At 66.0% G+C, this 12747-nt stretch carries 12 protein-coding genes, 1 tRNA gene and 1 pseudogene; 7 read left to right on the forward strand and 7 right to left on the reverse strand.

The genetic code is table 11. The annotated features are described in order from the left end of the window. Positions 1–7: 7 nt before the first annotated feature. Positions 8–466 carry a response regulator gene (locus HGB10_05210; GenBank protein ID NTU71200.1) on the forward strand — a complete coding sequence of 153 codons (459 nt, stop codon included), beginning with the start codon at positions 8–10 and terminating at the stop codon, positions 464–466. Between the two features lie 18 nt (positions 467–484). On the opposite strand, the gene HGB10_05215 is transcribed toward HGB10_05210, so the two are convergent. The 4 genes from HGB10_05215 to HGB10_05230 all read right to left on the reverse strand — a co-directional run bounded on the left by HGB10_05215 (position 485) and on the right by HGB10_05230 (position 3842). After that, positions 485–1015, reverse strand: coding sequence for a thermonuclease family protein (locus HGB10_05215; protein ID NTU71201.1), 531 nt, complete (start codon positions 1013–1015; stop codon positions 485–487). Positions 1016–1082: 67 nt separating this feature from the next. After that, the gene (locus HGB10_05220; GenBank protein NTU71202.1) at positions 1083–2204 is read right to left on the reverse strand and encodes a hypothetical protein; all 1122 of its coding nucleotides are present in this window, start codon (positions 2202–2204) and stop codon (positions 1083–1085) included. A gap of 103 nt (positions 2205–2307) precedes the next feature. After that, positions 2308–2400 (reverse strand) — tRNA-Ser (locus tag HGB10_05225). A gap of 89 nt (positions 2401–2489) precedes the next feature. Then, complete coding sequence (locus HGB10_05230; protein ID NTU71203.1) at positions 2490–3842, reverse strand: hypothetical protein; 1353 nt, start codon at positions 3840–3842, stop codon at positions 2490–2492. Positions 3843–4006: 164 nt separating this feature from the next. On the opposite strand from HGB10_05230, the gene HGB10_05235 reads away from it, so the two are divergent. From HGB10_05235 to HGB10_05260, 6 genes are read left to right on the forward strand one after another with little or no spacing between them, the layout of a single operon-like run. Then, a complete protein-coding gene (locus HGB10_05235; protein NTU71204.1) occupies positions 4007–4399 on the forward strand; it encodes a phage holin family protein in 393 nt (130 codons plus the stop codon). A 51-nt stretch (positions 4400–4450) separates the two neighbouring features. Continuing rightward, positions 4451–4948, forward strand: a complete 498-nt coding sequence (locus HGB10_05240; GenBank protein NTU71205.1) for a DUF1269 domain-containing protein — start codon at positions 4451–4453, stop codon at positions 4946–4948. Positions 4949–4996: 48 nt separating this feature from the next. Continuing rightward, positions 4997–5413, forward strand: coding sequence for a DUF2177 family protein (locus tag HGB10_05245; GenBank protein ID NTU71206.1), 417 nt, complete (start codon positions 4997–4999; stop codon positions 5411–5413). A 6-nt stretch (positions 5414–5419) separates the two neighbouring features. Beyond that, on the forward strand, positions 5420–6238 hold the full coding sequence (locus tag HGB10_05250; protein NTU71207.1) for a Ku protein: 819 nt from the start codon (positions 5420–5422) through the stop codon (positions 6236–6238). A gap of 12 nt (positions 6239–6250) precedes the next feature. Next, on the forward strand, positions 6251–8539 hold the full coding sequence (gene ligD, locus HGB10_05255) for a DNA ligase D (GenBank protein ID NTU71208.1): 2289 nt from the start codon (positions 6251–6253) through the stop codon (positions 8537–8539). 42 nt (positions 8540–8581) lie between these two features. Next, positions 8582–8947: a hypothetical protein gene (locus tag HGB10_05260; GenBank protein NTU71209.1), complete on the forward strand. Its 366-nt coding sequence runs from the start codon at positions 8582–8584 to the stop codon at positions 8945–8947. Between the two features lie 221 nt (positions 8948–9168). Here the strand turns inward: HGB10_05260 and HGB10_05265 are convergent. The 3 genes and pseudogenes from HGB10_05265 to HGB10_05275 form a co-directional block, all read right to left on the reverse strand. Further along, positions 9169–10845, reverse strand: a pseudogene (locus HGB10_05265) (DUF2207 domain-containing protein). Next, the gene (locus HGB10_05270) at positions 10845–11306 is read right to left on the reverse strand and encodes a nucleoside deaminase (GenBank protein ID NTU71210.1); all 462 of its coding nucleotides are present in this window, start codon (positions 11304–11306) and stop codon (positions 10845–10847) included. Before HGB10_05270 ends, HGB10_05265 begins: the two are co-directional and overlap by 1 nt. 76 nt (positions 11307–11382) lie before the next feature. Next, positions 11383–12747: GNAT family N-acetyltransferase (locus HGB10_05275; protein ID NTU71211.1), on the reverse strand; the 1365-nt coding region annotated here is incomplete at its 5' end.

The following is a 12747-nucleotide window of genomic DNA, read 5'->3' on the forward strand; positions in this document are numbered from 1 at the left end:
ACCGAACATGTCTGCCAAGATCCTGGTCGTCGACGACGAACCCTCGATCGTGAAGCTGGTCACCACGACGCTTGAAGCGCGTGGCTACACCGTCTTCCCCGCCTACGATGGGCGCGAATGCCTGACCGAGGCCAAGATCCACAAGCCCGATCTCATCCTGCTCGACATCATGATGCCGCACATGGACGGGCGCGAGGCGCGCAAGCAACTGCTCGAGAACCCCGAGACCGCCGACATCCCGGTCATCCACCTCTCGGCCGTCGGCGACTTCGAGCAGCAGCTCAAGGCGACATCAGCGGGGATCACCGATTACATGACCAAGCCGTTCACGCCCAAGGACCTCGCGGCCCGCGTGGCCGACATGCTCGACCCCAAGAAGCGCGAGCAGCTTGCCGCCGAGCGCAAGGGCAAAGACAGCAAGCTGCGCGCGATCGTCGACATCATGCACCGCCCACCCAAGGACTAGCCGGGCTCGGATCCTCCGCTATTTGGGCGCGCTTTCGGCCCACAGACCCCGACGCGCCTCGCGGGCCTCGGCGGCGTACGTGCGGAATCGGTCTGCGTACTTCACATTGGGCGAGATCGTCATCTGTTGCGCATAGCCGTCGAGCGCGAGTTTGGCGTTGAGCATCTTCGCTCGCGTCTCCGCATCCGACGTGGCCGCCGGTGCCTCCAGCCAGACGTAGGCGAGCAGGCGCCCGTAGCGGTCGCGCTGGCCCTGGTCGAACTCGAGATAGACCTCGCGTCCCTCCGACAAGACGCCACGCGTATACGCCGCCGCCTCCTCGCCGAAAGGCTCGTGCTGCGTCGTACTCTCCGGCGTATCGACGCCGATGAAGCGCACCTTCTCGAGACCCACGTTCTTGACCTCGAACACCGCGGTGTCACCGTCGACCACTCGGTCAACCGTAGCTGATACGAAGCCCGTAGGCGCAGCGGCCCGCGGGCGGAACAACTGCTCGGAACATCCACTGCCAAGTAGCGCGAGCGCGAGCAGCGCCCCAAGAACCGCGATGCGAAGCGAACGCGTGGTCGATGGACCCCTGAACACGAACACCTCCGAGTGCCTGGGGCGCGTCACGTCAGTACCGCTCTATGTTGGTGACGCTCGTACCGAGTGTCCCGATCGCGTAGACGCGTCGCTTCTCGGGATCGAGCATTCTGAACACACGCTGCATGGTCGCACGCGAGACTGACACGCATCCCGACGTCGTGGGTCCGCTCCAGACGTGCAGGAAGATGCCCGCCCCACGCCCGTACACGCTAGCGTTGGGCTTGGCGTTGTAGCCCGTCGACAGCGCGTACTCATAGGCGGTCTTGTAGTCGATGAGGTGCTCGCCGTCGACCCGCCGAGCTCGGCTGACCCAGGTGTTGTAGTAGGCGCCTCGCTCCGAGGACCACCACGACCGGCTCGTGATGTTTCGGTACTTCAAACGAGTGCCGCCGAGCTTCTTGGGATACTGCCCGAACACGTAGTCCGGCATCAGCCAGATACCGGTGGGCGTCGTGCCGTTGCCACGCCTGCGCTTGATGCCCGAGCACAGCCCGTTGCGCCCGAATCGGCTGGGAGTCGACAGGAGCGCGACCCAGTCGCCGTCACGGTACTCGTACACGGTCGTCGTGCCCGCCTTGGACTTCAGCGTCGCGCCGGTGGAGACGATCATCTGGCGAGCATCGAGCCGATAGGCCATACGCTCGGGTGTCGTGAGGACACCATCGCGATTCCATACGATCGCATCGGCTCGAGTGGAGACGCGAATCACGCTGCTCGTCGGGGAGGCTGACGGCTCGGGGACAGCTGCGGCCGACGCAACGACGACCCACGAGCCAGCGGTCCGCAGAGCGAGCGGCGCCGAGTAGTACGCGCCTGCGTCTGCGGTCGCAACGGTTGCCGAGACGGGCTCCTCAGGTACCCATGCGTCCCCCACGCGTCGGTAGCACGTCAACGTCACGCCTGTGGCCTCGGCGGATGAGACCGCGCCCGTCACGATAAACGAGCGCGAGACCGTCACGGATACGGGTACCGTGGGCGTGGCGAGCTGCGTCGCCGGGGCGAGTTCGGATGCCACCGCGACGCCTGGCCCCCGGGGCATCGGCGACGCCGAGGCGGTCCCGCCGCACGCAGAGGCCATCCACGCACCAAACGCGCAGAACACAAGACTCGCGGCAGCGCACGCACGTGCGGCACGGATGGCTGGCTTCACGACGGCGAGCTCCTCTCGGCGGTGAATCGAGTGTATCAGCCGCCGCGTGCCACGGAACGCAAGAAGCGACCGGATGATTACCGGCCGCTTCTGTGAGCGCAGATGGCGGAGAGTCAGGGATTCGAACCCTGGATACGGTTTAACGCCGCATACACGATTTCCAGTCGTGCTCCTTAAACCACTCGGACAACTCTCCACGTTACCCCTCGACGAGCGCGCCCGCCGAGAAGTGCAACCGCGAGTATAGCGACCTCGGCAGGCAGCGGCAACGCGAAGCGAGTCGCGCTATGCGGCCGAGGGCGACTCGGCGTCAGCAGGCTCTTCGGTACGAGCCGTGGGACGCGGCCGCCCGAACAGCGCGATGAGCGCCACCCATACGATGACCGCGACCACGAGCCACACGATCGTCGCGATGGAGCGGGCCGGTGACACGAGCAGAATGACCACCGCGCCGATGATTCCGGCGACGCGCATGCCACTCGCGTGCACATCGATCCACTCGCCAACGGGACCGAAGTCCCAGTCCGGGCCAATGCTCGCCAGACCGTGCTGGAACCCGTTGCGCAACTGCGTCGCGAAGCGGTTGGGGCCAGCCAGGATTGCGCCGGCGACGAACACCAGACCGACAAACGCGAACAACTGGTGTGCTGAGATCAGGTTGCGGAAGACGATCGTGTAGGCGGCCTGAGCTGCTGCTTGCGGCATGCCACCGAGCTGGTACGCGGTCTTGGCGAACGGCACGGCTGCGAAGTAGATGGCTTCAAGCGGGATGACCATCGCCGCGGTGATCCCGATGCCGACCCACAGAACAGCCTTGCGTCTGTCGACGGCGATCGCGACACCACCGGCCATCAGCCCAAGCGCGAGCAGCGGCAGGATCAGGGCGGTCGTGTTCATGAAGCGAATCAAGATGCCGAGCTGCACGAGCTCCGGTGAGTCCACGAGCACGATGCTCTGGTTCTTCAGCGGGATGTTGATGTTGCTGACGAAGCCGAGACCCTTTGCAACAAGCGCGGTCTTCACGGCATCAACCAGAACTGCGGTCTCAAGCGTGATGGTTCCACCGGACTTCTGAATGATTCCGGTCGACTTGTCGCTGATCGCCGCGATAAACGCTTTGTGCGCGTAGCGGTTCATCTGGACCCATAGCGTGTAGAACTGCTCGGAGCGTACGACCTTGGTGGCTGACTCCGTGATGAGGTTGTTGATGGCTCCCGTGATCGGAAGCGCGAGGATCTGCGCCTGCTCCGGAAGCGGTTGCAGCGCTTTGCCCACGTAGCCCTGGATATCGACGCTGCTGATGATCGTCTCAGAGGCCTTCGCAGCAACGTAGTTCTGAATCGAGACGTCCTGCGCGAGCGGCGCGACCGTCGCGACCCATCGATCCTCGTCCATGACGGTCCGGTTCAGCCACACGGCGCTGACCGCCATGCCGAACATCAACACGCCGAGCAGGACAAACACAACCGACGCGATACGACGGCCCATGTGCGAGCCGTCCTTCGCGGCCGGGCGAGCCGTCAGCGCCTCGTTCTCGGCGCGCAGGCGCTCGACCTCGGCACGCAACGCATCCATGTCATCGGGCTCAACGGCCGGCTCGACCTTGATGGTCTCCTGGTTGTCATGATCGCTGCTCATGGCTCCCCTATCCTCGTCAGTCTTCAGGGCGGCAGTCACCCGTCGTTCACTGTACTATTCCCGACGTGGGCAACACGAACACATGGTGGGTTCGCCCGCTGCAGCAATGGGGATGCACTTCACGAAGGATCGATTCGACCACAAGGAGACGATAGGCGATGTGGATCAGGCTCTTGGCTCGCTGGGTTGTGACGGCTGCCGCGGTAGCGGCCGCCGTGTTGCTCGTCCCGGGTATCGACGTAGCGGCCGGAAGCAGCACCTTGCTGACGCTCGCGGTCGTCGCCGTGTTCCTCGGCTTCGTTAACGCGATCATCCGTCCGATCCTGCAGTTCCTCTCGTGCGGTCTGATCGTCGCGACGCTTGGCTTGTTCATCCTCGTGATCAACGCGGGGACACTCATGCTCGCGTCGAGTTGGGCGAACGTGATTCCGGGCGTGGGACTGTCGATCGAGGGCTTCTGGCCCGCGTTTTGGGGCGGAATCGTGATCAGCGTCGTGAGCTTCCTGCTGTCCGTCTTCATCCCCGAGCCGGACTACTCGAACGATTCCGGCAACTAGCCGCTTGAGCGTGGCGCATCGTCGTCACGCGACACTCTAAGGAGAACAATCATGACTGACGTGAACGGACTCATCGTGTATGCAGGGCTCTACGGCGACGCCACGGAGGCGATGGGCGACTTCGAGATGATCAAGGCAGCTCACCACGAGAAGTGGATTGGCACGTACGAGTCGGCCGTCTTCGAGAAGACCGCGGAGGGCAAGGTCAAGGTCCTCAACACCGACGCCACGCAGCGCGGTACCGGAGCGAAGGCCGGCGTCATCGCAGGCGCCGTGTTCGGTCTGATCTTCCCGCCGTCCATCCTGGTTTCCGCAGCCGCCGGTGCGGCAATCGGGGCCGGAATCGGCAACGTGGTCAAGAACATCGGCCGGGGTGCCGTCAAGGACCTTGCCGATACGCTCGAACCGGGACAGGCCGGCGTGATCCTCATCGCGGATGCGACATTCGACGCGGGCGCCGAGCGCCTCATGAAGAAGGCCAAGAAGTTCGCGAAGCAGATGGTCGACGCGGACGCCGCAGCGCTGAAAGACGCAATCGACAACGCCTAGCCCGTTTCACCGGTAGGTTCTGTCCGCAGGAGTCACTTGGGAGGACCCATGTCGATCGGCAAGCTCGCAGGACTCTATCTGGCCTGTACCGTCGCGTTCTTCGCGATGGACTTCATATGGCTCTCCACGGCGGTACCCCGCCTCTACCAGCCTGCTCTCGGATCACTTCTCAAGCCCAAGCCTGACGTGGGGGTAGCAGCGGCCTTCTACCTCGTGTATCTCGTCGGCCTCATCGCACTCGCCGTCATCCCGGGTATCCGTGAGGGCGCGGTACTTGGCGCACTGTGGCGCGGTGCTCTCTTCGGGTTCGTGGCGTACGCGACCTACGACCTCACCAACCTATCGACGATCGCCAACTGGCCGGTGGGCATCACCGTCATCGACATGATCTGGGGAACGACGCTCAACAGCGTGGTCGCGGTGGTGGGGTACTACGCGGGCACGTGGCTCGGTCTCGGGCGCTGATCGACGATGCCTCGGGCCATCTGGAAAGGGACCATCTCGTTCGGGCTCGTGACGATTCCCGTCGGGCTGTTCTCGGCGGTCGCGCCACGCGAACTCTCGTTTCACCTCATCGACTCGCGTGACCTCTCGCCGGTGCGCAACAAGCGCGTGAACGAAGCTACCGGCGAGGAGGTTCCCTGGGAGGTCATCGTCAAGGGCTACGAGTTCGAGGACGGCCGCCGGGTGACTCTCACCGACGCCGAGATCGCCTCGGCCAACGTGAAGGCCACGCGCACGATCGACGTGCTTGGCGCGGTATGCGCGAGTGACGTCGCGCCGGAGTTCCTCGACACGCCGTACTTTCTCGCGCCCGAGCAGGCCGGCAACAAGGCGTACGCGCTGTTGCGCGAAGCGCTGCGGGCGTCGGGGCGAATCGCCGTGGCGCAGATCGTGATCCGCTCGCGCCAACGGCTCTGCGCGCTCATCCCTGAAGGCGATGCGATCCTGCTCGAGGTCCTGCGCTATCCGTACGAGCTCCGTGAGAGTGCTGCGCTCGACCTGCCCGGCAGCGATCTGGCCGAACTCGGCGTGACCGATGCCGAGCTTGCACTCGCGCGTCAGCTGGTCGCAACGATCGAGAGCGACTGGGATCCGGCAGCCTACCACGATACCTACCACGACGACCTGCTCGACCTCATCAGACGCAAGTCCGAGGGCGAGACCGTGACGGTTGACGAGCCCGAACCCGAGCCCATGGGTGAGGTCGTCGACATCATGGAGCTGCTCAAGCGAAGCGTCGAAGACGCGCGTGTGGCGCGTGGCGGCTCACGCGCCGTCGCCGAGTAGGACGGCTGCCCCGTGCCGCTCGAGGAGTATCGGCGCAAGCGCGACTTCTCGGCCACGCCCGAGCCCTCGGGCGCCGAGCCGGCTCCCGACGCGCCCGCGCTGAAGTTCGTCGTGCAGAAGCACGCGGCGAGGGCGCTGCACTACGACTTCCGCCTCGAGCTCGACGGTGTGCTGCTGTCGTGGGCGATTCCCAAAGGACCGTCGTACGACTCGCACGAGAAGCGGCTCGCGGTTCACGTCGAGGATCATCCGCTCGAGTACGGTGGCTTCGAAGGCACCATCCCTGTCGGCGAGTACGGCGGCGGCACCGTGATCGTGTGGGATCACGGCACATGGACGCCGGTGCACGAGCCGCATGCCGCGCTGGAGAAGGGCGACCTGAAGTTCGAACTCGCGGGTGAGAAGCTGACCGGCCGATGGGTGCTCGTGCGCATGCGTCCGCGGCCGGGCGAGAAGCGCGAGAACTGGCTGCTCATCAAGGAGAAGGATGAGTTCGTCCGCCCGCACGAGGAGTTCGACGTCGTCGCCGAGATGCCCGACAGTGCGATCAGCGGGCGGTCGATCGACGAGGTCGCGCATGGTGAGGGCGCGGCTGCGGGGTCGGACACGCCGGAACGGGTCCCGGCGTCGGCCGCTCGCGCTCCCGAAGCTGATGAGCCTGCGAGCATTCCGCCGAGTCGGGCCCGGCGTCCCCGCGCAGCAGCCAACCCATCCAAGCCAAACCCCTCGCGACCCCCCAAACCCCTCGATGCGCTGCCCCTCCCTATCGACGTCGAACTTGCGACGCTGGTCGAGACGGCGCCTGAGGGCGACGGGTGGATCGCGGAGGCGAAGTACGACGGGTACCGGCTCGTGCTCGCGCTGGAGAATGGGCGCGGGCGGGCGTTCACGCGCAACCACGCCGACTGGTCGGACCGCTTCGCGCCGCTGTGTCGCGCGGTCGAGGGTCTGCCGGCCGTCTCGGCGGTGCTCGACGGCGAGGCCGTGGTCTTCGACAAGGACGGCGTCTCGCGCTTCGAACTGCTGCAGCGCGCACTCGGCGCACATCCCGAGAAGATCGCCTTCGCCGCCTTCGACCTGCTGGTCCTCAACGGGCACGACCTGCGTGACATGCCGCTCGCTCAGCGCAAGGAGCTGCTGCGGACGCTGCTCGCCGATGAGGGCCCGACCTCGCGACTGCGCTACGCCGACCATATCGACAGCAGCGCGCGCGAGCTGTACGCCCACGCGTGCTCGGCGGGACTCGAGGGTGTCGTCTGCAAGCGGGCCGACAGCCGCTACGTTGCCGGACGCGGCCGCGATTGGCAGAAGGTGAAGTGCCGCCACACTCAGGAACTCGTCGTGGGCGGCTACACCGAGGGGCAGGGATCGCGCGGCGCGCTGGGCTCCCTGCTGGTCGGTGCGTACGAGGGCGGCGAGCTGGTGTACGCAGGACGCGTCGGCAGCGGATTCGACGATGCCACGCTGGCGGCGCTCACCGAGCGGCTCGGCGGGCTCGGGCGCGAAGACTCGCCGTTCTCGGCGGTGCCTCGCGTGTCGGGCCACGTCGTGCACTGGGTCGAGCCGACGCTCGTCATCGAGGCGGCGTTTCGCGAGTGGACGAGTGAGGGCGTCTTGCGCCAGCCGGTGTTTCTCGGCGTACGCGAGGACAAGCCCGCCGCCGAGGTGGTTCGCGAGCAGCCCAGCGCCGACGCGGACGACGTCGCACCCATCGCTGCCGGAGCGACCGCAGGTGCAACCGTTCCCGGCTCCGACGCCGCAAAGCCCGCACCCCGCTCGAAGCGCGAGAGCTACGGCAAGCCGACCGAGCTGCTCGGCGTGAAGCTGACCAACCCGGATAAGCCGCTCTTCCCCGACTCCGACTTCTCGAAGCTCGCGCTCGCCGAGTACTACGCCGCTGCCGCGCCGACGATGCTGCCGCACATCGCCGGCAGGCCGCTGACGCTCGTGCGCTGTCCCGTCGGCCATGGGCGCGCCTGCTTCTACCAGCGGCATCCGGACGCAGGCCTGTCACCCAGCATCCGCACCGTATCGCACACGCTCACCGGCCACCCCAATCCCGACGAGCTGCTCGTCGTCGACACGGCAGAGGGGCTCGTCGCGCTCGCGCAGATGGGTGCGCTCGAGATCCACACCTGGCTCTCCCACGTCGATGGGCTGACGCGCCCCGACCGCATCGTCTTCGACCTCGACCCCGGTCCCGGCGTGACCTGGCCGCAGATCTGCGAAGCCGCACGCATCGTTCGCACGCAGTGTGACGCGCTCGGTTTCGCGGTCTACGTGAAGTCGACCGGCAGCTAGGGGCTGCACGTCACGATCCCCATCGAGCCGGTGTGGGAGTTCGTGCGTATACGGGCGCTCGCCAAAGCCATCGTCGACAGGCTCGTCGTCGCGAACCCGGATCTGCTCGTGGGCAAGATGGCCAAGAGCGCACGCGACGGCCGCATCTTCCTCGACTACCTTCGCAACGCCGAAGGTGCGAGCGCGGTCGCGCCGTACTCGACTCGCAACCTGTCGGGTCCGTCGTGCTCGGCGCCGTTGGCATGGGCCGAGCTCACCGACGACCTCGACATCCGCGCGATCACCACCGCACGCGTCCTCGAGCGCATCGCCGCCGGCGTCGATCCGTGGGCCGACATGGAGTCGGCTGCCGCCGGCAAGCGCACCTTGACCGCGGCCGAGAAGACGCTGACTTCGAGCGGCTCCTAGCCTGCCGAGAACCCGCCGCCTCCGCCTCCGCCTCCGCCGCCACCCGAGAACCCGCCGCCGCCGCCGCTCGACGACGACATCTCGCTGCTGGCGATGCTCGACGCACTGGCGAACCCGCCCGCAAGCGATGAGACCGGCGAGCCGTAGCCGCTGCCCGCATACACCCACCAGTAGGTTGTCTGGAACGCGGGATCGGAGACGAGCGTGGGCATCTTGACCCGCATCTGCTCTATCACCTGAGTTGCGATGCCGAACGTCACGGCGAGCACGAGGAAGCGGTTCCACAACACGATGGACGCGGGCGGTACTTCGTCGAGCCGACCGAAGTCCTTGAGGTACTTCTCGACCGCCTTGTACTGCGCGTAGAGGTCGTTACCCGCGCGGCTGCGTCGCGTCATCTTGGTTGCGATGAGTGCGATGATCGCGGTCCCGGGAACCGCCACGCAGACCGGCACGACACTCTCGCCGATCACAGTTGCGAAGAACCCGACCACGCCCACGGTGCCGGCAAGAAACGCGATGCCCACGCGCCACGACCAGCTGTTCCCCTCGAACATCCCGAGCGTATCGGCTTGCGCTTCACACGCGTCATACCAGGCCTTGAGGTCATCGGTGTAGGACTTGGGGTTGTCCTTCGCGTAGCTCTTGATCTCGTCGAGCGTGACGATCCCGCCCGCTCCGATGGTCTCGAAGAGCAGGTCGAGCAGGAGCTTGTCGGTGGGCTGGACGACGCCGTCGGGTGGCGTTGGATTGAGTCCCAGCTCGAAGCTCGGCTCCTCCTTGGCCCCCATTCCGAGGAATCCATCGGTCTGAACCACGATCTGCTTCAGCGAGACGACCTTCTTATCGGCGAGGTCCATGAGTGTGGCAGCCACATCCGAGGCGTTTGGCGTACCGAACCGCCACAGCGAGCCGATGACACCGGGCGAGAGATCCGGGCGCGGATCCTCTCGGAGGTACTCGCCGGCGAACGACGAGCGGTACTCCTTGCCATGCGCGAGGAACGCCCACAGCGCGAAGATCACGCCGCCGAGCGACAGAAGCGCGGGGATGCCGATCGCCAGCCACACCTGAACGCGCGCCTTGATTCGCGTGTAGTTGGCGTCGTTGGCCCACTTCGCTTCCTCGTTGAGCACCGCCTGCAGGCGCGGTTCGTCGATGACCGCTGCGGCCGCAAGCGCCTCGGCGGGATACAGCACGCGTGCCTCGACGAACGTGTTCGCCGGCAGCTCGGGCACTGCAAGCGTGACCGCACCATCGGCTGCGATGTCGACGGTGCCCGTCAGCGGTCCGTGCGCCCAGGCTCGGACCTGCTCTTTGCTCACGGCTGCGGGGGGCGCGATCGTCACGTTCACCGGCCCGGCGGAAAGCGACGTCCGGTCGCCCACGAACTGCCAGTACAGCTCGCCGGTGTCGGCGTAGCGCTTCGCCGCGCCGCGGGCCACGTACTCGATGCGGTACTCGATGGTCTCGTCGAGCGCTGAGAACGCCACGTGCGCCGTCACGCCGCCACCGTCGTCGACAACCGAGTACGTGCCGGTTCCGAACGCCGTGCCGTCGACGAGCTCGAGATCCTGCTCGATGCCGTTGCGGATCGCCGTCACGCCCACGACCTCGATGCCCTGTGAACCGGTCTCGCGCAGGTCCCACTCGACCCAGCTGAACTGGCCATCGAACGTGACCTCACGATGCTCGACGACGGCCAGGTCGCCGTTGGGCGCGACGGTCGACTCGATGGAGATCGACCCGATCGAGAAGTCCTTGGCGAGGGCCGCGGTCGGCGAGACGGCCGCGACAGCGAGGACGGCTGCGAGTAACCCGGCACGTGCCAGCATCGCAAACCGCGCAGCAGCCGAGCGGCGCCCACGCGCGCCGGCGAAACGCTCGACGAAGGACATCACTGCCGCTCCTCCCTCAGTCGCCGGAAGAAGTCGCGCAGAAGCTCTGCGGACTCATCGGCGAGAACTCCCGTGCTCACCTCGAAGCGATGGTTGAGGCGCTCGTCGCTCGACAGGTCGTACAGAGTGCCGAGCGCACCGGCCTTGGGGTCGGGCGCCGCGTACACGCAGCGCGCGATGCGGGCCTGATGCATGAGCCCCGCGCACATCGGGCACGGCTCGAGCGTCACGTAGACGGTGCAGTCCGAGAGGCGCCAGCGGCCGAGCTTTGAGGCGGCATCGCGAATCGCGAGGAACTCAGCGTGGCCTGCGGGGTCGTGGTCGACCTCACGGCGATTCATGCCACTAGCGACGACAGCGCCGTCACAGACGACGACAGCGCCGATCGGCACCTCGCCGATCTCGCCGGCCGCGCGTGCCTGCGCGAGCGCCAACGCCATGTAGACCTCATCGGAGTGCATACCGGATCCTCGCTCGGGAGGGACGACACTGCGTGACTCCATGGTAGCCCGAGTGAGACCGCGTGGGTGAGCGGGTCTACTCGAGCGTGAGCCTGACAGAGGTCACGCAGTCGAGTGTGCCTTCCTCGACGAACCCGAGCTCGGATACGACGCGCAGCATGCGGCGGTTGTTCGAGTCGATGAATCCGCTGATCTCTCGCAGACCCTTCTCCTGAGCGATGCCGATGATGACGTCGGTCAGCTTGAACCCGAGCCCGCGACCCTGGAACTCATCGTGCACGAGCACCGCGAACTCACCGCGGCCACGATCCGCCTCGCCCATCAGCCGAGCCACTCCGATGATCCGCTTCTTCTTGCCCTTGGTGTACTCGGCAACGATCGCCATCTCACGGTCGTAATCGATGTTGGTGAACCGCACGAGCATCTCGTGGGATACGTTGACGAGGTTGCCGAGGAAGCGGCCCCGCAGCGTCTCCTCGGACGTGGTGGCGAGCAGTTCCGCTTCCATCGGCTCGTCCTCGGGCCGTATCGGCCGCAAGATGACATCTGTGCCGTCCGAAAGTCTCCACGGCGTGACGTAGCGTGTGGGATACGGCGTGATGACGAGGTGCGGGAACTTGGGTTTGCCATCGAGCACACACTGATCGACGACGATGCGTGCGTCGACCGCCTGCGCCTTGCCCCCCGCGATGACAATCGGATTGATGTCGATCTCGGATATCTCGGGGAAGTCGACGACTATGTTCGAGAGCATCGTCAGCAGCTCTTCGAGTTCTTCAACGCGTGGCGCCACAACGCCCTTGCGAGGCGACACGAGCGTCTTGAAGATGCGGGTCTCCTCCATCATGCGGCGTGCGAGCGTCTGGTTGAGCGGTGGCAGGCCCACGGCGAAGTCGGCGAGTCCTTCGGCGCCAACCCCTCCGGCGCCGAACACGAGCACCGAGCCGAACTGCTGATCCCGCTTCATCCCGAGGATCAACTCGTAGTCGACCTCGCGGACCATCTGCTGCACCGCTACGCCCTCGATGACGGCTTTGGGTGCACGCTTCTTGACCCGCTTCATCATTCGCGAGTACGCCGACTCGAGATCGGCGGGAGAGCAGACGCCCACCTCCACACCGCCGGCGGCGCTCTTGTGGGTGATGTCGTGCGAGACGATCTTGAGCACCACCGGATAGCCGATCTTCTTCGCCGCCGCAAGTGCCTCTTCGAGGTTGTCGGTGAGGACCTGCGCGATGACCGGGAAGCCGTAAGTGGTGATGAAGCGCTTCGACTCCTCCTCGGTGAGCACGGTCCTGCCACTGCGAGCGACGCGTCGCAGCATCGCCTGCAGGTTGTGCTTTGGAGGGGCCACGTCGATGGGAAGCTCGGCAGGGGTCTCGTAGAGGAGCTCGAGGTTGCGCGCGTACTGATACATGCCGAGATACGTGCGTACGCCTTC

Source organism: Coriobacteriia bacterium, assembly GCA_013334745.1.
In the GTDB taxonomy this organism is placed as follows: domain Bacteria; phylum Actinomycetota; class Coriobacteriia; order Anaerosomatales; family JAAXUF01; genus JAAXWY01.

Bases quoted from the DNA above. Each gene is read 5' to 3' on its own strand.
- HGB10_05210 (NTU71200.1), top strand. From the start codon at position 8: ATGTCTGCCAAGATCCTGGTCGTCGACGACGAACCCTCGATCGTGAAG.
- HGB10_05230 (NTU71203.1), bottom strand. From the start codon at position 3,842: ATGAGCAGCGATCATGACAACCAGGAGACCATCAAGGTCGAGCCGGCC.
- HGB10_05240 (NTU71205.1), top strand. From the start codon at position 4,451: ATGACTGACGTGAACGGACTCATCGTGTATGCAGGGCTCTACGGCGAC.
- HGB10_05245 (NTU71206.1), top strand. From the start codon at position 4,997: ATGTCGATCGGCAAGCTCGCAGGACTCTATCTGGCCTGTACCGTCGCG.
- HGB10_05250 (NTU71207.1), top strand. From the start codon at position 5,420: ATGCCTCGGGCCATCTGGAAAGGGACCATCTCGTTCGGGCTCGTGACG.
- HGB10_05270 (NTU71210.1), bottom strand. From the start codon at position 11,306: ATGCACTCCGATGAGGTCTACATGGCGTTGGCGCTCGCGCAGGCACGC.